Origin of the sequence: Lentisalinibacter sediminis (assembly GCF_040706615.1) — a bacterium.
Taxonomy (GTDB): domain Bacteria; phylum Pseudomonadota; class Gammaproteobacteria; order Steroidobacterales; family Woeseiaceae; genus Lentisalinibacter; species Lentisalinibacter sediminis.
In genome coordinates, this window is record NZ_JAPDRF010000003.1 from 77,844 (window position 1) to 96,106 (window position 18,263).

Sequence of the window (18,263 nt, forward strand, 5' to 3'; positions counted from 1 at the left end):
AGGCAAAGACGGCAAAAATCAGCCCGGAATTCGGCCGGAGATCCCGCGCGAACCGGCCGTGCGCGGCACCGCTCACCGTGACGGCAGCGCGCGCCGCCGCCTGGGCAGGCCGAACTGCTCGATCCAGCGGCCGAAGACACGCCGGCTGCGTGCCTCCAGCGCCGCGATGAGCCCGGGCGTCTCGCGCCGTATCGCCTCCGGGTGCACCTGCCCCTGCAGGCGCTCCAGCAGACGACGGTTGATCGGTACCGTCAGCCAGCGCTCGATCAGCGCCCGATCCACCTCCAGGTGGAACTGCAGCCCCAGCGCCAGATCGCCGTAACGGAAGGCCTGATTGGCGCACAGCATGGACTCCGCCAGGTGGCTGGCACCCGGCGGCAGCTCGAAGCGGTCGCCGTGCCAGTGGAAAAGCGGCGCCGGCGAATCCAGCGCCGAGAGCACCGGGTCCGCCTCACCGTCGGCGGTGAGCCGCACCTCGTGCCAGCCGATCTCGTGGGGCCCGTTGGGGGCCACCGTGCCTCCCAGCGCCTTCGCGAGCAGTTGTGCGCCCAGACAGATGCCGAGCACGTGGCGCTCCCGCTCCAGCGCCTCCCGGATCAGTTCGACCTCGGTGGCCAGGTTGGGGTAGTCCTGCACCTCGTCCACGTTCATCGGTCCGCCCAGGACGATCAGTGCATCGTAGCCGGCGAGTCGCGGGCGTTGCGCCGGGTCGCGGCTGAAATTGACGTAGCGGATGCGGAAGCCGTGCTCCTTCAGCAACGGATCCAGCGTGCCCAGCGGCTCGAAGGGCACGTGCTGGAAGACGAGGACCTTGGGACGCGGCATCGGCGGCTCCTGATCCGATCAGCGGCAATCGCCGAATAACGTGCCAGCGCCGGCAGCGTACACGTGCACTATGCTTGTCGTCGTCACCATACGTTCACCATCGGCTCAGTCCGCGGCCACCCTGCAAGGAGACCGGCATGCAAAAGCTCGTGATTGTAACCCTGCTTGTCATCGGCGTCCTGGCCGTCGTCGTGGTCGGGCTGCTGGCATGGGCGATCCGCAGCGCGGACGTAGCCCCCTCCGCCGCCCATGTGGCCGCCTACGAGGAGGCCCTGGCCCGCACGGAGGGGATGGGCCCCGCGCCGGGCAGCGAGGCCGAGGCCGCCGCCGTCGAGCGGCTGCGGCAGTTCTTCGGCGAGCTCACGCCCGAAGGGGTGCAGCGCATGGCCCGTGAGGTCTATGCCCCGGACGCCTTCTTCAACGACACGCTGAAGACTCTGCGGGGTGCTGCGGCCATCGAGGAGTATTTTCTGCACACGGCGCAGAATGCCGACTCCGTGCAGGTGGAGTTCCACCACATCGGCCGTTCGGGCGACGATTTCTACTTCCGCTGGCGGATGACGATGCGTGCCGGGGCGCTGGCCGACGGCGAGCCGCTGGTCTCGTGGGGCGTCACCCATTTCCGCTTCGACGACGACGGCCGGGTGGTGCTGCACCAGGATTTCTGGGACTCCGCCGGCGGGCTGTACGAGTACATTCCGGTGGTCGGCGGTGTGCTGCGCGCCATCCGCGCACGCTTCTGAGACGGGCCGGGGAGGCGACGGCCGGGCTGCTTGCATGACGGGCGCGCTGGGTCTAGAGTCGAAGCGTGTATCTCTTGCCGCGGCCAGGATGAAACTTCGGGCGGCCGCGCGAGTCGACATCTTGGATACAACACCTGATCCCTGGGGAATCGCCGAGGCAATCACCAAGGGAATCGCCGGCCGCCTCGGCCGATGGAGCGTTGCTTGACCGGGAGAGTCTCTGCCATTTTCGGAGTCGTCCTGGCGGCCCTGGTCTTTACGGGCTGCTCGAGTCAGGTTGCGCTCACGAATCCTGCTCTCCCCGAACCCCTGCTGAATCAGCTGCCGCTCAAGGTGGCCGTGCGTTACTCGCCGGAAATGTCGCGATACGTGCACGAGGAGGAGGTGCTCGGGCGACAGAAATGGACCATCAACCTGGGGGCCGCCAACAAGCTCGCCTTCCAGCATCTGTTCGAGTCCATGTTCACCGAGGTGGTCGAGGTCGACGCGGACACGAACGTCGAGGCGGTGGGCGCCGACGCCCTGATCGAGACGAGTATCGAGGCCTTCGAGTTCGCCCTGCCCTCCCAGAGCCGCTCGGACGCCTACACCATCTGGATCCGCTACCGGCTGCGCATCTTCGACGGCGAGGGCACGGAGATCTCCAATTGGCCCATCGCCGCCTACGGCAAGGCCGGCTCCGAGGGCATGTTCAGCGCCGACGAGGCGCTGGCCCGCGCGGCTGTGCTCGCCATGCGGGACGCGGCCGCCATGATCGGACTGCGCTTTGCGCGGGAGACGGGGCTCGGCGACCCGGGCGGCAATGGCATGCCCGGGCCGGAGCCGGAGGAGGCGGAGAGCAGGAGCGTTCAGGTCGGGCTCCCGACCGATCCCTCGACGGATCCCTCGGCCAATTCCGCAGGCGATTCCGCGGGCAATTCCGCAGCAGACCCTGCAAGCGAGACCGAGTCCGGCGCCGTAACGGTCGTGGCCCCGCCCGAAACCGAAGACGAGGCCGAGCTGCCGGCCGAAGAGGGGCCGGGGCAATCCACGGACGTGGCTGCGAACACCGGCGATGCGACCCAGGCAAACTTCCAGGGGAATCTCACCGATGACCGAGGCTAGAGACTGCAGAGCGGGAGCGACGGGCCCCGGCCGGATGCTGCTGCTGGGGCTGGCCGGGACGGCCGTCCTGCTGAGCGGCTGCGTCACGGCACGGATGGAACAGGAGAAGAGCGCAGCCACCGGCATCCTGGATGGCGAGGCGGTGGTGGTCATGGCGCGCAGCTACCATCTCGGCAACGAGACGGAGCGCGGCTTCACCGATTGCGTCGGCAACGCGCTTGGCAACGGCCGCGAGGGCCTGGCCGTGATGCCGGACGAGCAGTTCGTGGACGCGCTGTTCCCCTGGCTGGAACCGCGCACGGCGCCCGCCGAGACCAAGGCGTTGCAGCGCTTCATGCAGCGCCCGGGCGTGCGCGAGCGCATCCGCGACAGCGGCGTTCGCTACATCGTCTGGCTCGACGGCGATACCGAGCGCACCGGCGGCGGCGGCAGCCTGTCCTGCGCGGCGGGACCCGGCGGCGGTGGCTGCTTCGGCTTCGCCTGGTGGGAGAACGAAGCCAACTACGAGGCATCGATCTGGGACCTGAAGGAACTGAAGTCCGCCGGCTCGGTGAAGGCGGACGTCTCCGGCACGTCCTATCTGCCGGCGATCGTGATCCCGGTGCCGCTGATCGCGCGCACCCAGACCGCAGCCTGCAAGAACCTGGCGGATCGGCTCCGCACGTTCATCGCCGACACCGACACGATCAGCTGAGCCTGATCCACTGAGTCCGCTGCATCCGGAAGGCCGCCGGCGCCGAAGAGCAGACGGGTCAACGGACAATCGCGGGATTCGCCTCGTGCTGATCAATTTCATCCTGTTCAATGCATGCTGGTTCGCGCTGGTGCTCGGTGCGGCCAACGGCATCGTCTGGCCGGGCATGCTGATGGCCGGCGCCTTCCTCGCCTGGGAGCTCTCCCGGGAGTCTTCCCGGGGCCGGCTGCTCGCGCTGTGCGCCCTCGCGCTCTCGCTGGGACTGCTGGTGGACGGCAGTTTCGTCGCCCTGGGGCTGCTGGACTATGCCTCCCCCTGGGGGCCGCTGGCGCCCGCCTGGATACTGACGCTGTGGGTGGTCTTCGCCCTCACCCAGCGCGGCTGTCTCCGCTGGCTGGCCGGGCGCTACCGGCTGGCCGCACTGTTCGGCGCCATCGGCCAGCCCCTGTCCTTCACGGCCGGCTCGAAGCTGGGCGCTGCCGCCTTCCCCGGCGAGTTCACGCTCGTCTGCCTGGGGTTAGTCTGGGCCGTGGTGACACCGTTGCTGGTCTGGTACGCCCACTCGGCACCGCTGCCTTCGCTGCTGCGCAGCGCCGACGAGGCCGCGTGATGGCCGGCCTCATCGATTGGGCCGAACGCGGCCTCGTACCGGACGCACTGATCCGCCAGGGCATCCGGCGTCTGCTCGCCGGACGCCTGGCCAACGAGCGCCTGGCGGACGCCGACGCGCAGGATGCGCGCTTCCGGCTGCGCATCTCCGAACTCTCCGAGGGGCCCGTGGCGGTGCATACCGACGCCGCCAACGAGCAGCACTACGAGGTGCCGCCGGAGTTCTTCCGGCTCTGCCTGGGACGCCACCGCAAGTACAGCTGCGGCTACTGGGACGAGTCGACGACCACGCTGGACGACTCCGAGGCCCGAATGCTCGCAATCACGGTCGATCGCGCGCGGCTCGAAGACGGCCAGCGCATCCTGGAGCTGGGCTGCGGCTGGGGCTCGTTGTCGCTGTGGATGGCCGAGCATCTGCCGAAGGCCGAGATCCTTTGCGTCTCCAACTCCGCCCCGCAGCGCGAGACCATCCTGGGGATTGCACGCGAGCGGGGACTCGGAAACATCGACGTGATCACCGCCGACATGCGCGAGTTCGACGCCGGCGATACCTTCGACCGTATCGTATCGGTGGAGATGTTCGAGCACATGAGCAACTACCGCGAGCTGATGCGGCGCATCGCCGGCTGGCTGCGACCGGGCGGACAGCTGTTCGTCCATCACTTCTGCCACCGCGAGCTCCTCTACCCCTTCCAGGTCGAGGGCGAGACGGACTGGATGGCGCAGCACTTTTTCACGGGGGGCATCATGCCCTCGGCGGATACGCTGCTGCACTTCCAGGACGATCTCCGACTCGAGGAGCGCTGGCTGGTGAGCGGGCGCCACTACGAGCGCACCTGCAACGCGTGGCTGGAGAAACTGGATGCGCACCGGGACGCCGCGCTCGAGATCCTCGGCCAGGACCTGGCCGGGCGTGATGCACAGATCTGGCTGCAGCGCTGGCGCATTTTCTACATGGCCTGCGCCGAGCTGTTCGGTTATGGAGACGGCCGCCAGTGGCTGGTGGGCCACTACCGCTTCCGCCGGCCTCAATGAGCCGTACCGGCCGAACGAAGAACGGGCCCCGCAGGGCCCGTCCGGCTGCATTTCGACTGCCGGCGGCCGGTCAGCCGAGCGGGATACGGATACGCTGGCCCGGATAGATCTTGTCCGCGTCCTCGATCACTTCCCGATTCGCCTCGAAGATGCGGGGATACTTCATCGCATCGCCGTAGTACTGCTTGGCGATCTTGCTGAGCGTGTCTCCGGAGCGGATGGTATAGAACTCCACCGGCTCCTCGGCGGGGGCCACCTCCGCAGTACTGCCGCCCCCGTCACCCGTGTCACCCGTGTCACCCTTGGCGGTCGCAGGCGCGCGGATGGTCATCTTGTTGGCGTAGACGTCGATCACCCCCTCCACGTTGCCGGCAAGCAGCACGCACTTCTGCATGGCGGCGCCGGATTCGCACTCGCCGGACAGACCGACGACGCCCTGGTCGAATTCCACCTCGAGATTGCGCACGCCGGGGTTGTTCTGCAGGATCAGCTCCTTGATCTTCTCCGCGGCCTCCTCGTCCTTGTTGAAGATCCGGCGTCCGATATCCTTCGCGAAACCCAATAGATCCATTTCATTCTCCTCGTTGCACCGGCCGCGGTGAACGCGGCCGGCCGTCAGGGGTCACAGAACCGGTCAGCCATTCAGAACGAAGGTGACTTTCATGTTGACGCGGTATTCCTTGATCTTGCCGCCGTCGCAGACCACCTTCATGTCCTGTACCCACGCGCCTTCGATGTTGTCGAGGGTCTCATTGGCCCGCTCTATGCCTTTCTCGATCGCATCCTCGAAGCTCTTGTCGGATGCACTGGTGATCTCGGTAACTCTTGCAACGCTCATGGCTTTCTCCTTGTGGCGAAACGGCGGCCCGCGGCCCGGCGGGATCGCCCGGCCACGGCTGCAGGATGCGTCTCCACCGTCCTCCCTGCTCGGTGCCGCCGTTTTGCGCATAATACGCAGAATGCGCAATACCTGCCTCCTCCTGCTCGTCTGCCTCCCGCTGAGCGCCTGCCGCCTCGCCGGCGAGGCGGCCGCGGCGCCCGCGGCGGATGAACTCACGTACCGGCTGCATTACGAACTCGTACTGGAGCCCCTGCGGGGCGTCGCGCAGGCGTCGATCACGCTCGAACAGCCTCGCCACCTGCTGCGCGAGGCCCGCTTCAACCTGTCCGGGGAACGCTGGACCGAATTCGCCGGTGACGGCGAGATCGAGCGCCGCGGCGACAAGCTCGTCTGGCGGCCGCCCGAGGCGGGCGGAACCCTGCGCTGGCAGGCGGCGCTGGTGCATCCCCGCGGCGAGGCCTACGACGCCCGGCTCGGCCCCGGGTGGGCCCTGTTCCGGGGCGAGGATGCCTTTCCGGCCGCCGCGACCCGCACCCTGAAGGACGCCGTATCGCGGAGCACGCTCAGCCTCCGGGTGCCGCGCGGATGGTCCGTCGTCACCCCGTACCGTGAAGAGGATGGTCGCTACCTCGTCGTGAACGACGAACGCCGCTTCGACCGGCCCACGGGCTGGATGGTGGCCGGCAACATCGGCGTGCGCCGGGACACCATCGCCGGCGTTCGCGTGGCGGTGGCGGGGCCGGTCGACCAGGGCGTGCGCCGGGTCGACGTGCTGGCGCTGCTGAACTGGAACCTGCCCGCAATCGTGCGGCTCGTGCCCGATTTCCCCGACCGGCTCACCGTGGTCTCCGCCGGCGATCCCATGTGGCGCGGCGCGCTGTCGGCCCCGGACTCGCTCTACGTCCATGCCGAGCGCCCGCTGATCAGCGAGAACGGCACCAGCACGCTGCTGCACGAACTCATGCACATCGCCCTCGGGCGCGACACCGGGCGCGGCGACGACTGGATACTGGAAGGACTGGCCGAGTACTACAGCGTGGAGGTCCTGCGCCGCACCGGAACTGTGACCTCGGAGCGCAGCCGCGACACGTTCCGCGACCTGGCCGAGTGGGGCCGGGAGTCCGAAGGCCTGCGCCGGCGGCACTCGACCGGCGCGACGACGGCCCGGGCGGTGAGCGTGTTCCGGGAACTCGACCGGGAGATCCGCGATCGCACCGCGGGAGACGCCAGCCTCGACGACGTCTTCCGGCGGCTCGCGGAGGGTGGTGGGCACATCGACCTCGACGAGCTGCGAGAGACGGCGGCGGCAGTCATCGGCGCCTCGTCGCGCACGCTGGCGTCGAAGCAATTCCGGGACGCGCTGGGAGAGCCGGCTACGTGATCATCGACGAACTCAGGAGGCGCCGCGTATTCAGATCGGTCGCCGCCTATGTCGTCGCCTGCTGGGTGGTCATCGAGGCGGCGGACGTCATCTTCCCCTATCTCGGTCTGCCGGAATCGGCGGTCCGCACCGTCATCCTGGCTGCCATCGCGGGCTTCCCGCTGATCCTGGTGCTGGCCTGGTTCTTCGACATCACACCGGAGGGCATCGTCCGCACGCCGGACCGGGGCGAGGCCGCCGAACCGTCGCGGCGGCTGTTCGGCCGCTGGACCGACGCGGTGCTCCTCGGGCTGCTCGCCGTCGCCATCGCCTACATCGTCAGCGAGCGCTTCGGCGCCGAGGACACCGAACGTGCCGCCGGCAAGCTGGGCTCCATCGCGGTTCTGCCGTTCGACGATCTCAGCCCGAACAGGGACAACGCCTACCTGGGTGACGGCATCGCCGAGGAGCTCCTGCACACCCTCGCCCGCGTGGACGGGCTGCGGGTGGCGGCCAGGACTTCGTCCTTCGTCTTCCGCAACACGGACCGCAGCATCCCGGAGATCGGCGAGGCACTCAATGTGGCGACCGTACTCGAGGGCAGCGTGCGCAAGGACGACAGCGCGAACCGGGTCCGCGTGACGGCACAGCTCATCGACGCCAGTGACGGTTTCCATCTCTGGTCGGAGACCTACGAGGGCCCGCTGGACGACGTGTTCCTGATCCAGGACGAGATCGCCACCGCCATCGCCCGCAAGCTGGAATTCACCCTGCTGGGCGGCGCTGCGGAGACGGCCGCGGAGGCCACCGGGAGCGTCGAGGCCTACGAGCTGTATCTGAAAGGCCGCACTGCCGCCCACGAGCGCACCGAGGAGGCACTGCTGCGGGCCCGCGACTACTACGCCAGGGCCACCGAGGCCGACCCGGGCTACGCACTCGCCTACACCGGCCTCGCGGACACGCTCTCCCTGCTGATCGACTACGGCAACGAACGCCTGGACGACGTGACGCCCCGGGTCGAGGAACTGGTCAACCGGGCGTTCGAGCTGGATCCGGACCTGCCGGAGGCCTGGGCTTCGCTGGGGCTGTTGCGCCTGCAGCAGGCCCAGTACGCCGCCGCGGAGGAGGCACTGAACCGGTCCCTCTCGCTGGACCCCGCCAACGAGGAGACGCTGACCTGGTACGGCAGCGTACTGCTCGCCCAGGACCGCTACCGTGACGCTCTCAGCACCTATCTGCGCGCCTACGACCGTGATCCCCTCTCGATCCCGCTCAATACCAACCTGGGCAACCTGCTTGGCACGATGGGCCGCCACCTCCAGGCCGAGACCCACTTCCGCCGGCTGCTCGAGTTGCAGCCGGCGGAGATCGGCACCCACCACAACAACCTGATCCAGTCTGCCCACGCGCGCGGCAACCTGTCCGAGGCCTTGCGCTGGGCGGGTGCCGAGCTCGAGCGTGATCCCCGCAACCTGCTGGCTCTTTACTACCTCGTCGCTCTGCACACCGACCTGCGACAACCGAACGAGGCACGCCGCTGGCTGGCGGTCATGGAGCAGATGGATCCGGAGGATCCGTACACGCTGCAGGCGACGAGTCTCTGGTACGTGGCGAATGGACGCTACCGGGAAAACCTGGACTACGTGCGCGCCACGGCCGACCGCTATACGCGCAACCTGGAGCCCTACGGCGTGACGCTGCCACCCGGCCTCCTCGCCTGGCTCGGTTCGGCCAGTTTCTTCGCCGGCGAGCTGCAGGCGGCGCGGGATGCCTATGAGGAGGCGCTCAGCTACGACGGCGGCATCGCGGGACCGGTGGTCAACGAGACGAACCAGGCCTGGCTGCCCTGGATGATCCGGACCTACCGGCAACTCGGCCTCGAGGCGGAGGCCGGCCGACTGCTGGACGCGCTCCAGGCCTACCTCGAAGAGCGCCTCTCGGCCGGAATCGACACGGCCAGCGCGCACGCCCAGTATGCGCAGGTGCTGTCATTGCGCGGCCGGCCGGAGGCCGCGCTGCGGGAACTGCGTGCGGCCGCGGAACGTGGTTTCCGCCAGGCCTACTATCTGGAGATCGCCGGAGACTTACAGGCGCTGCTGGATTCCGCCGGCGGCGGGCAGTTCCGGACGCTGCTGGACTCCTATATCCAGCGCGACCGTGCCGCGCTCGCCAGTACCGGACCGGTCGAGCATGCCCTCCCCGCCAGGCCCAAAGCGATCGATCTCGACGCTTCCGAGCGGCAACGTTATGCGCGTCGCTACCGCCGGGAGGACGGTGCCATCGTGCAGATCGACGACACGCCGGAGGGGCTCGTCCTGTCCGTTCCCGGCGATCGCCCGCGCCTGATGCAGCCTGCCTCGGAAACCGAGTTCTTTTTCGACGACTCGGCGGTCAGACTGCAGTTCGTGCTGGACGAGCGAGGACGACTACGGCACATGCTTTGGCATGAATATGGCCACGAGCTGCGGGGCCGTCCGGCAGTGACCCGCCGCGAGGTGGCCGACTACGAGATCGACCCGATGATCCTGGACGACTATGTCGGTCGCTACGAGATCGAGGGTGTGGCCGGCGTGGAGCTGCGCCTCACCCGCCGTGACGACACGCTGTTCGGCGCGATCACGGGCCAGGCGGCCATCCCTTACCATCCGCTGGACGCCGACGAGTTCGGCAACGAACTGGTCGACGTCAGGCTGCGTTTCCGCCGCGACCGCACGGGGCGCGTGACCGGACTCGTCATCCGCCAGGATGGCCGCGAGCTGGAGGCGCGGCGGGCCGGCGCAGAGCCGGCTAGCCCCCCTCGCGAAGATGCCGGTTGAACCAGTCGATGATGAGGCGCAGCCGCTCCGCCCGCTTCGACGGCGCACCGTCCCGTGACAGGCCGTGGCTCTCGCCCGGCATCACCACCAGCTCGGCCGGCTTGCCGAGCTGCTTCAGCGCCGTGTAGTACTGCAGGCCCTGTTCCAGCGGCGTGCGGAAGTCGTCGTCGCTGTGGATGATCTGCACCGGCGTCGTTACCCGGTCCACCAGCATCAGCGGCGAACGCGACAGGTAGCCTTCCGGGTCGCGCCAGGGGTAGTCCCGGAACCAGCGCGCGGTCACGTAGCGGTTGATGTCGGTGGTGCCGACGAAGCTCAGCCAGTTGGTGACGGACCGATGTGCCGAAGCGGCGCGGAAACGCTCCGTCTGCCCCACCACCCAAGTGGTCAGCAGCCCGCCGCCGCTGCCGCCGGCCACACCGAGGCGTTCAGCGTCGATGTACTCGCGCTCCGCCACCGCGTCGACGACAGCCATCAGGTCGCGGAAGTCGTCGCCCGGGTAGCGGTACTGGATGACGTTGCCGAAGACCTCGCCGTAGCCCGTGCTGCCGCGAGGATTGGCGATGAGCACGAAGTAGCCCGCTGCCGCCAGCACCTGGAACTCGTGGAAGAAGTTCGTCCCGTACATCGAATGCGGGCCGCCGTGGATATAGAGGATCAGCGGGTGGCGCTGGCGCATATCGAAGCGCGGCGGCTGAATCAGCCAGGCCTGTATCGGCGTGCCGTCGAAAGAATTGACCCGGAGCTCCTCGTACTCCGCGAAGCGCGGATATTCCAGATAGGCGCCATTCAGGGACGTGCGCTGGCGCCAGCCCCCGCGCTGCGCCCGCTCCGGCGGGAAGGTCACGATCTGCGGCGGCGAGTCCGGCCGGCTGTAGACCGCGGCGATGCTGCCGTCGGCCGCCACGTCGAACTCGCGGATGTCCCCCTCGTCGAAATCGGTGACCGGCGAGACGACGCCGTCGTCGACGCCGGCCCGCAGCAGCTGCACCCGGCCCTCCACCGCCGCCGTGAAATACAGGCTGCGGCTGTCGGCCGACCAGGCGAGCCGGCGTGCCGGTCCGAACGGCGGGTTGACGTCACCGGCCATCGTATCGGCGACACCCGCCGGCCAGTCCGCCGTCAGGTTTCGCCGCTCGCTGCCGTCCGGACGCATCACGTAGAGCTCGTCCGGACGATAGCTGACCGGGGGCTCGCCGTCGTCGAAGCCGGTCCAGGCGATCCAGCTCCCGTCCGGCGACGGCAGCGGATTGTCGTCGGGCCCGTCGCGGTCCGTGATGGCCCGCGGGGCGCCGCTGCCGTCGGCCGCAACGGCGTAGAGTTCCGTATCGCCCAGCGCCAGCGCCTCCTCGGAATCCCAGGCGGCGCTGAAGTAGAGAGTGGCCCCGTCCGCACTCCAGACGGGCACCCCGGCCCCGAATTCGTGCTCGGTGAGCCAGAGGGGCACCGTTCGCGGTTCCGTCACGACCACGACGCCGAGCTGCGCCGCGCCTGGCCGCCGGTAGCCCTCCCGGCCGTCCCGCCGAGTGAGCAGGCGGTCGGTGACGTAGGACTCGTCCTGCTCCGGCTCGGCCGCCGGACTTGCCAGTATCGCGATGCGGCGGCTGTCCGGCGCCCAGGCGAAAGCGCGCACGCCTCCTTCCGCGGCAGTGACCTGCATCGCGTCGCCGCCGCCCGCCCGCAATACGTAGACCTGGGCGGCGCCGCCCCGGCGGGACAGAAACGCGAGGATCCGGCCGTCCGGTGACCAGGCCGGCGCGTAGTCGGCAGCCGCATCCGTCGTCAGACGGCGCTCGCCCGACGCCCCGATCAGCCACAGGTCTGCGTGGTAGCCGTCCGCCCCGGCGTCGGTGCCGAAACGGGTATACACGATGCGTTCGCCGTTGGCATTGCCATTCGCATTGCCATTCGCATTGCCAGAGGGAGCGTAGCGGGGGCTGCCCGCGTATTCCCAGTCGAGCAGTGATTCCTCGGTGAGCGGCGCCGCCGCCAGCGGGAGTGCGGCGGCCAGTACGAGCGCTGCGACCGGCAGTGTCGGCTTCATCGGCGATACCTCATAACGAGCGGGATTCTAGCAGCCGGCGGCAAATCTCTGTGGCGTGACCTGGCGCAAGCCCTCACCCATGGTGGATGGTCTAGCATGTAGCGGCACTGTTAACGAGCAATGGGCGGCCAACGGACGAGCTATGGACGAGTTATGGACGAGCGCAAAGACCTCAGCCTGATACTGAACTCGCGGGTACCGATCATCGTCGTGGAGAGCCACGAAGAGGACCGGGTGCTGGAGCTGCTGAAGGACGTGAATCTCACCGGCGGCGACTACCGGCCGCTGTATCGATGGACGGTCACCGACGGCCTGCAGCGCCTCGATATCGACATGGAGCCGCAGTTGCACAACAGCCAGCCGGCCGACGTCCTGCGCCATATCCGGGCAGTGGAGAAACCGGGGCTCTACGTGCTGCTGGACTTCCATCCGTATATCGACGACCCGGTCAACGTCCGCTTGATCAAGGACATCTGCATCGGCTTCCGCAACACGAACCGGCATCTGGTGCTGATCAGTCACCGGGTCCGCCTGCCGGCGGAGATCGAGCGCTTTTCCGCCAGGCTGGAACTGAGCATGCCCTGCCCCGCGCGGCGGGAAGAGATCGTCCGCAAGGTGGCCCGCGAGTGGGCACAGGCCAACGAGGGCCGTCCCGTGCGCACCGACAAGCAGGCCTTCGAACTGCTGATCCGCAATCTCGGCGGGCTGACCGCTGCCGATACCTCGCGCCTGGCGCGGAACGCGATATTCCGCGACGGCGCCATCTCCGCCGCCGACATCCCGGAGGTGATGCGGGCCAAGTACGAGCTGCTGAACCGCGGCGGCCTGCTCTCCTACGAATACGAGACCGCGGACTTCGCCGAGGTGGGCGGTCTGGGCCGGCTGAAGAGCTGGCTGGAGCGCCGCCGCGGCGCATTCCTGAAGCCCGGCGAAAACCGCCACCTCGACCTGCCGCGCGGACTGCTGCTGATCGGCGTACAGGGCTGCGGCAAGAGCCTGGCCGCGAAGGCCACCGCCGGCGTCTACGGCATCCCGCTGCTGCGCCTCGACTTCGGCGCGCTGTACAACAAGTATCACGGCGAGACCGAACGCAACCTCAGGGAGGCGCTGCGCACGGCCGAAGTCATGGCGCCCTGCGTACTCTGGATCGACGAGCTCGAGAAGGGCATCGCCGGCGGACGCGACGATACCGGCACGGGCCGACGGGTGCTCGCCACCTTCCTCACCTGGATGGCGGAGAAGCGGGAACAGGTATTCGTCGTCGCCACGGCGAACGAGATCGACGACCTGCCTCCCGAACTGGTGCGCAAGGGGCGCTTCGACGAGATCTTCTTCGTCGATCTGCCGCGACCCGAAGTCCGGCGACAGATATTCGAGCTGCACCTCGCGGCCCGGGAACTCGACCCCGGCGGATTCGACGTGGCGGCGCTGGCCGATGCCAGCCACGGCTTCTCCGGCGCCGAGATCGAGCAGGCGGTCGTCGCGGCGCTGTACACGGTTCACGGCTCCGACCAGCGGCTGGACACGGCCGCCATCCTCGCCGAGATCGAGGCGACGCGCCCCCTGTCCGTCGTGATGGCCGAGCGCATCGACCGCCTCCGGCGCTGGGCCGACGCCCGCACGGTACCCGCCGACTGAGTCGGACAGGGCGCCCGCCGCTCGCGACACGCGCCGCATGTCCGCCCGCACGGGCGCGCATGCTAGACTTTTCCCATGGCATCGGAAAGAAATAACAAGATCGATGCTCCGGCCGCCGTCATCGACGACGACCCCACCGACGAGTTGCGCGCGCTGGGCGGCGGCGCGAGCGAAGACGGGACGGCCGAGCTGCACGGCCTCGACGCAGAGACGGTCACCAGGGAAGAGAAGATTCTCTCCCTGCAGACCGACCTGGAAGAGCGCGGCGAGCGCATTCGCTCCCTGGAGAGCCGGCTGGCGCAGATGCAATCCCGCTGGGACGAGATCGAGCAGGAGCTGGCCGAGAGGGAGAGCACCGCGGCGGCCCTGCGCCAGGAGCTGGACACCGCCCGGGATCGCATCGCCGTCCAGCAGGAACAGCTGAATGATGCCGCCGACCGCGGCGCCGGCCTGACCGAAGCGCTGGCCGCCGGAGAGCGGCAGCTCGCCGACGCCGGGGGCGAACGGAAGCGGCTCGAAGGGGAGCTCAGCCGCTTGCGCGAGGAGACGGCGCGGCTGCAGCAGGCACTGGCCGAGGCCGAGCAGCAGGACTCGCGCCTGCGTTCCGGCCTTTCGCTGCTGGTGCGCACGCGGCGCGAGGCGGGCCGCGCGAAACGGGATGCCGTACGACTGACCCGGCGGCTCGCTCGCCGGGAGGCCACGGGGCGGGCGCTCGAACGGGAACTGGCCCGGGTCCGGAGCGAGAACGACGAGCTGCACCGGCGGCTGGAGGGCCAGGACGCACGTAGCCGGGAACTCGAGGCCGCCGCAGCCGAGATGGAAGGCCGGCTCGAGGAGAGCGCCGACTGGCGCGAACAGGCCGAGGAACACTCCCGTACTCTCGCCGAGGTGCGCGTCGCCGCCGCGGAACTCGGCAGCCGTATCGAGGAGCGCGACGAGACCATCCGCCGGCTGGAGGCCGACAACGAGCGCCTCGCCGGCGAGGCCGCCACGCTGCGCGCCGCGCTGGAAGAGGCGAATCGGTCCCGGGCGGAAGTCGACGGCGAGCTGGAGAAACGCAGCAGCGAGCTGGCGCACTTGCGCCAGGAACTCGGCCGGCGCACCGACGAGCAGGACGAGATGATCGGCCGCCTGGAGGCCGACAACGAGCGGCTCGGCAGCGACGCCGCCGCGCTGCGCACGGCGCTGGATGAGGCGCGCATGGCGGCCGCCGAAGCGGCAAGGGCCCGAGCCGAGTCGGCCGGCGAACTCGAGGAGCGCGGCGAGGAACTGCAGCAGGTCTGGCACGAGCTGTGCGAACGGGACCAGGAACTGGAGAAGGCCCGGTCGCGGCTGGCGCAGATGGAGAGCCGGGTCGACGATCTGAAGGGCCGCCTGGCCTCACGGGAATCCCGCGAGGAAGCCGATGCCGCCGCAATGGAGTCGCTGCGCGGCGAGCTGCACGAGACCCGCATCGAACTCGCCGACGCCCTCACCCGCAGCGGCGAACTGTCCAAGGAGCTCGAGCAGCTGCGCGAGCATATCTCGAGGCTGGGCACTATCGAGGCGTCGATGGAGAACCTCGACGCCCGCATGGCGCGCAGCATGGTCGGCGACGATGAGTCCGGCCCCGAACAGACGCGGGTCGGCCGGTCGCTTATCGCCGAGGTCAACGGCCAGGATATCCGCTACCCCCTGTTCCGCGAACGCATCACCATCGGCCGCACGGCCGGCAACGACATCCAGCTGAAGACCCCGTTCGTCAGCCGCTTCCACGCGGCGATCATTAACGAGACCGACCGGGTGCACGTTGTGGACCTCGGCAGCAAGAACGGCATCTACGTGAATGGCGAGCGCACACCGCGGGCCGATCTGAGACCCGGTGATACGCTGGTGATCGGCGACAGCCGTTTCCGCTACCAGGAGACGCCACGGGATTCCGGCGCCGACGCCTGATTGTGAGCTGATTGTGAGCCCAATCACGGACTAGACTCGACACCTGCGCTACTCTCGGCGACGCTGGGGAGACCGCACGAGGTCGGGACGGATGCGCCACTGATGGGCAGCAGGGAAGCACAGGCAACGGGCGCAGGCACGCTCCGAGTCATGAGCCGGTCGCTGGCGAATCGCCGCGTCTGGCTGCCCACGCTGCTGTACGAGGCCCTTCCCTATTTCTACATAACGGCCGGCTTCCTGGCCCTGTTCGCCACCCTGTACGTCAGCGGCTGGTACTGGGTGGTACCGTATTACCTGCTCTTCGCGGGCTGCTGCCTGCATCTCGGCGCCCGCATCTGGCGCCGGCGCCGGCGCGAGCGCCTACGCCCCTGAGTCAGGGCCCGCCCGGCGCAGCAAAGCCTCCAGCGCAAACACCTCTTCGTGCTCCGGCGCACCGAGTCCGCGCAGCGCCTCGGCCAGACGAAGCACGTACTCCGAATTCGGCCCGCTCGGACCGACACTCATCCGGATCTGCCGCGCCATCTCGTCGAGCCGTGCCGGCCCGAGATAATGCTGGCCCGCCGGATCGGCGATATAGGTAATGGCCTCGCCGCGTCGGCCGTCGTCCAGTTCGACGCCGAGGATGCGTTTCAGGTAACCATTCTTCTCGCGATGGTCGAGGTAGGTCAGCACCTCTTCGCGCGAGCCGGTGTGGATACGGTAGGCGACCCCGCGGCAGCGGACACCCCACGCCGGCGCCAGCGTCGCCACCCGGCCGGGCCGGCCCGGCGTGCCGCGGTGATCCGTCGAGGCCTGCCAGAAGCGCCGCTGCAGACCCTCGCTCCAGGCAGGCACGGCCTCGGCGTGTGGGAAGTCGGGCCGCCACACCAGCGAGCCATAACCGAAGATCCACAGTTCGTGTTCGCCGCTGTCGGCCATGCGCACCTCGCGATATCCCGCTGCGGTCGATGCCCCGGGGCTTGATTCCGCCCGACAACTCACCGAGGATCGCCGCTGAATAACCACTGACTGGCCACTGAATGGCCGCCGGACGGACGGATTCTCGCAATGGCAGAGGAAAAAAACGACATCGGAATCGCGACCATGCTGAAACGCGAGTCGCTGCTGACCGTCGCTCTGGTGCTCGCCGGCGTGCTCCTGCTGCCAGCGGCGGTCTACGGAGTCGGTTTCCTGATTTTCGGCGAATACCCGGAGGGCCTCGGGGGCTTCTACGGCGAAATCTGGGGCACGCTGGGGCGCGGCAGTCCCGGCACCTGGTTTCTCGTGCTCAGCCCCTGGCTGGTGGTGACGGTGGCCCGCCTGACCTGGCGCTCCATGCGCCGGCCCCGGCGCCGGTCGCCGGCGTAAGCCCTGCCGACGGGGCCGCATAACTGTGAACCCGGTCACAGAACTCTCATCAAATCAATGAATTGACGGGTAATTTGACAAAATTATGTAAAGTTTGAGGTGCACGCTCTCCGGCAGACCGGATAATCGATTCGTCCGTAAAGGCATCGGCCCATCACGAAAAACAAATCCGATAAATGACCTCGTACCTGAAAAAGCTGCTCGAAGAGCGACTGCTGGACCGCTTCCGGCCACGGCCGGCACCGGCACCGGCGCGCGGGGCCACACCGCTCCTGAACCAGGTACTCGCCGAACAACGCGCAAGGCAGCGCAGGGAGTCGCACAATCGCGAACGATCGTCTCCGCCCTCGCCTCCCCGCATCGATCACCTGCCGGCGGGCAGCCGTGTCGTCTCCAACGGCAATGGCAAGAACGTCTATCTGGGCGAGATCCCCGCCGACGACCGCGAAGAGTTGCTCAAATTGCTGGACGACCCTTCACTGTCGATCGATGAGGATCACGCGTTCGATCCCTATGACCACTCGGATTCCTGGCGCCGCGACGACCAGCGCTGAGGGCGTCGCCGCTGCCGGCCGCGGTGGATACCGGTCGACGGCATCCGGAACGGCCATGGCCGCACTGTGCCTTGTTGACATAAGTTCTTGAATTAGCTCCAGGTTGTGACCTGATTCCTCGTTAGCTGCCACCGCCAGGTGCCAGACTGGCCTCCGCTGTCCCTGATGACCACGGAGGGTGCGGCCGATGAAGACTCCACTGATGCTCACGGCGACCTGCCTGCTGACGCTGCTCGGTACGACGGCGGTGGCCGACGAGGCGCCCGGCCGTGAATCGGCCACGGATGCGGCCACCGATGGGAAAGCCAATGGGAAAGCGATACGGGTGAGCACGGGGGAGGCAGCCGGAACGCTCCGCTACGCCCTGCTGCCGGCACGCTTCCGACACCGGGCCGCACCGACAGAACGCCCCCACGCCGGCCTGCCGCGTGACACCGGACCCGGCATCCGTCCCATGGAGTACCGGGACCGAGCGCCCCTGATCACCCGGCTGAAGGAACTCGACGGGCTGCGCCTGCTCACGTTCTGGGAGACCCGCGCGTTCGCCGTCTTCTTCGGCGTCTCCCGAGACGGCGTCGCCGGACTGAACATCGCCCAGAAGAAAGACGATGTGCCGGAGCGGGAGGAGGAAAAGGCGAACCCGGCTGACCCGGCGCTCGAGCCAGCTTTCCTCGCCGCAACGGCCTATCGCCGATAAGAGCCGCTAACCGCCAAGTGG

Annotated in this window: 18 protein-coding genes; 13 read left to right on the top strand and 5 right to left on the bottom strand. The window is 68.4% G+C overall.

Translation table 11 applies throughout. The annotated features are described in order from the left end of the window. Positions 1–72: 72 nt before the first annotated feature. Positions 73–825, bottom strand: coding sequence for a glutamine amidotransferase-related protein (locus ACJMKX_RS05230; protein WP_405222047.1), 753 nt, complete (start codon positions 823–825; stop codon positions 73–75). A 137-nt stretch (positions 826–962) separates the two neighbouring features. Here ACJMKX_RS05230 and ACJMKX_RS05235 point away from each other — a divergent pair, with 137 nt between their 5' ends. The 5 genes from ACJMKX_RS05235 (at position 963) to ACJMKX_RS05255 (ending at position 5,010) form a co-directional block, all read left to right on the top strand. Beyond that, a complete protein-coding gene (locus ACJMKX_RS05235) occupies positions 963–1,568 on the top strand; it encodes a nuclear transport factor 2 family protein (RefSeq protein ID WP_405222050.1) in 606 nt (201 codons plus the stop codon). A gap of 204 nt (positions 1,569–1,772) precedes the next feature. Next, entirely contained in the window at positions 1,773–2,672 is a 900-nt protein-coding gene (locus tag ACJMKX_RS05240; protein WP_405222053.1) for a hypothetical protein, read from the top strand. After that, entirely contained in the window at positions 2,659–3,366 is a 708-nt protein-coding gene (locus ACJMKX_RS05245; RefSeq protein ID WP_405222060.1) for a hypothetical protein, read from the top strand. The genes ACJMKX_RS05240 and ACJMKX_RS05245 overlap by 14 nt, the downstream gene beginning before the upstream one ends. Positions 3,367–3,451: 85 nt before the next feature. Beyond that, entirely contained in the window at positions 3,452–3,976 is a 525-nt protein-coding gene (locus ACJMKX_RS05250; RefSeq protein ID WP_405222063.1) for a DUF2878 domain-containing protein, read from the top strand. Then, positions 3,976–5,010, top strand: a complete 1,035-nt coding sequence (locus tag ACJMKX_RS05255; RefSeq protein WP_405222066.1) for an SAM-dependent methyltransferase — start codon at positions 3,976–3,978, stop codon at positions 5,008–5,010. Before ACJMKX_RS05250 ends, ACJMKX_RS05255 begins: the two co-directional genes overlap by 1 nt. Before the next feature lie 70 nt (positions 5,011–5,080). On the opposite strand, the gene lysM is transcribed toward ACJMKX_RS05255, so the two are convergent. Both lysM and ACJMKX_RS05265 read right to left on the bottom strand, forming a co-directional pair. Further along, positions 5,081–5,581 carry a peptidoglycan-binding protein LysM gene (gene lysM, locus ACJMKX_RS05260; RefSeq protein ID WP_405222069.1) on the bottom strand — a complete coding sequence of 167 codons (501 nt, stop codon included), beginning with the start codon at positions 5,579–5,581 and terminating at the stop codon, positions 5,081–5,083. Positions 5,582–5,644: 63 nt separating this feature from the next. Next, the gene (locus tag ACJMKX_RS05265) at positions 5,645–5,848 is read right to left on the bottom strand and encodes a dodecin family protein (protein WP_405222071.1); all 204 of its coding nucleotides are present in this window, start codon (positions 5,846–5,848) and stop codon (positions 5,645–5,647) included. A 121-nt stretch (positions 5,849–5,969) separates the two neighbouring features. On the opposite strand from ACJMKX_RS05265, the gene ACJMKX_RS05270 reads away from it, so the two are divergent. Then, positions 5,970–7,232: a hypothetical protein gene (locus ACJMKX_RS05270; RefSeq protein ID WP_405222074.1), complete on the top strand. Its 1,263-nt coding sequence runs from the start codon at positions 5,970–5,972 to the stop codon at positions 7,230–7,232. After that, the gene (locus ACJMKX_RS05275; protein ID WP_405222077.1) at positions 7,229–10,027 is read left to right on the top strand and encodes a tetratricopeptide repeat protein; all 2,799 of its coding nucleotides are present in this window, start codon (positions 7,229–7,231) and stop codon (positions 10,025–10,027) included. Before ACJMKX_RS05270 ends, ACJMKX_RS05275 begins: the two co-directional genes overlap by 4 nt. On the opposite strand, the gene ACJMKX_RS05280 is transcribed toward ACJMKX_RS05275, so the two are convergent. Then, positions 9,999–12,071, bottom strand: a complete 2,073-nt coding sequence (locus ACJMKX_RS05280; protein ID WP_405222080.1) for a S9 family peptidase — start codon at positions 12,069–12,071, stop codon at positions 9,999–10,001. The genes ACJMKX_RS05275 and ACJMKX_RS05280 overlap by 29 nt on opposite strands. A 153-nt stretch (positions 12,072–12,224) precedes the next feature. Here ACJMKX_RS05280 and ACJMKX_RS05285 point away from each other — a divergent pair, with 153 nt between their 5' ends. The 3 genes from ACJMKX_RS05285 (at position 12,225) to ACJMKX_RS05295 (ending at position 16,016) form a co-directional block, all read left to right on the top strand. Beyond that, positions 12,225–13,709 (top strand): AAA family ATPase, encoded by a 1,485-nt coding sequence (locus ACJMKX_RS05285; RefSeq protein WP_405222083.1) that lies wholly within the window; start codon positions 12,225–12,227, stop codon positions 13,707–13,709. A 75-nt stretch (positions 13,710–13,784) separates the two neighbouring features. Further along, positions 13,785–15,644 (top strand): FHA domain-containing protein, encoded by a 1,860-nt coding sequence (locus ACJMKX_RS05290; protein WP_405222086.1) that lies wholly within the window; start codon positions 13,785–13,787, stop codon positions 15,642–15,644. 150 nt (positions 15,645–15,794) lie between these two features. Continuing rightward, positions 15,795–16,016, top strand: coding sequence for a hypothetical protein (locus ACJMKX_RS05295; protein ID WP_405222089.1), 222 nt, complete (start codon positions 15,795–15,797; stop codon positions 16,014–16,016). Here ACJMKX_RS05295 and ACJMKX_RS05300 read toward each other — a convergent pair. After that, positions 16,005–16,562, bottom strand: coding sequence for a gamma-glutamylcyclotransferase (locus ACJMKX_RS05300; protein ID WP_405222092.1), 558 nt, complete (start codon positions 16,560–16,562; stop codon positions 16,005–16,007). The two genes, ACJMKX_RS05295 and ACJMKX_RS05300, sit on opposite strands and share 12 nt — an antisense overlap. A 129-nt stretch (positions 16,563–16,691) precedes the next feature. Between ACJMKX_RS05300 and ACJMKX_RS05305 the strand changes: the two genes are divergently transcribed. From ACJMKX_RS05305 to ACJMKX_RS05315, 3 genes are all read left to right on the top strand, one after another. Next, positions 16,692–16,991, top strand: coding sequence for a hypothetical protein (locus ACJMKX_RS05305; protein ID WP_405222096.1), 300 nt, complete (start codon positions 16,692–16,694; stop codon positions 16,989–16,991). A gap of 176 nt (positions 16,992–17,167) precedes the next feature. Next, a complete protein-coding gene (locus tag ACJMKX_RS05310) occupies positions 17,168–17,545 on the top strand; it encodes a hypothetical protein (RefSeq protein ID WP_405222099.1) in 378 nt (125 codons plus the stop codon). A 187-nt stretch (positions 17,546–17,732) separates the two neighbouring features. Beyond that, positions 17,733–18,242 (top strand): hypothetical protein, encoded by a 510-nt coding sequence (locus ACJMKX_RS05315; RefSeq protein WP_405222102.1) that lies wholly within the window; start codon positions 17,733–17,735, stop codon positions 18,240–18,242. Positions 18,243–18,263: the final 21 nt, after the last annotated feature.

Coding starts and splice junctions, on each gene's coding strand:
- ACJMKX_RS05230 (WP_405222047.1), bottom strand. CDS start 825: ATGCCGCGTCCCAAGGTCCTCGTCTTCCAGCACGTGCCCTTCGAGCCG.
- ACJMKX_RS05235 (WP_405222050.1), top strand. CDS start 963: ATGCAAAAGCTCGTGATTGTAACCCTGCTTGTCATCGGCGTCCTGGCC.
- ACJMKX_RS05245 (WP_405222060.1), top strand. CDS start 2,659: ATGACCGAGGCTAGAGACTGCAGAGCGGGAGCGACGGGCCCCGGCCGG.
- ACJMKX_RS05255 (WP_405222066.1), top strand. CDS start 3,976: ATGGCCGGCCTCATCGATTGGGCCGAACGCGGCCTCGTACCGGACGCA.
- lysM (WP_405222069.1), bottom strand. CDS start 5,581: ATGGATCTATTGGGTTTCGCGAAGGATATCGGACGCCGGATCTTCAAC.
- ACJMKX_RS05265 (WP_405222071.1), bottom strand. CDS start 5,848: ATGAGCGTTGCAAGAGTTACCGAGATCACCAGTGCATCCGACAAGAGC.
- ACJMKX_RS05270 (WP_405222074.1), top strand. CDS start 5,970: ATGCGCAATACCTGCCTCCTCCTGCTCGTCTGCCTCCCGCTGAGCGCC.
- ACJMKX_RS05280 (WP_405222080.1), bottom strand. CDS start 12,071: ATGAAGCCGACACTGCCGGTCGCAGCGCTCGTACTGGCCGCCGCACTC.
- ACJMKX_RS05285 (WP_405222083.1), top strand. CDS start 12,225: ATGGACGAGCGCAAAGACCTCAGCCTGATACTGAACTCGCGGGTACCG.
- ACJMKX_RS05290 (WP_405222086.1), top strand. CDS start 13,785: ATGGCATCGGAAAGAAATAACAAGATCGATGCTCCGGCCGCCGTCATC.
- ACJMKX_RS05295 (WP_405222089.1), top strand. CDS start 15,795: ATGAGCCGGTCGCTGGCGAATCGCCGCGTCTGGCTGCCCACGCTGCTG.
- ACJMKX_RS05300 (WP_405222092.1), bottom strand. CDS start 16,562: ATGGCCGACAGCGGCGAACACGAACTGTGGATCTTCGGTTATGGCTCG.
- ACJMKX_RS05305 (WP_405222096.1), top strand. CDS start 16,692: ATGGCAGAGGAAAAAAACGACATCGGAATCGCGACCATGCTGAAACGC.
- ACJMKX_RS05310 (WP_405222099.1), top strand. CDS start 17,168: ATGACCTCGTACCTGAAAAAGCTGCTCGAAGAGCGACTGCTGGACCGC.
- ACJMKX_RS05315 (WP_405222102.1), top strand. CDS start 17,733: ATGAAGACTCCACTGATGCTCACGGCGACCTGCCTGCTGACGCTGCTC.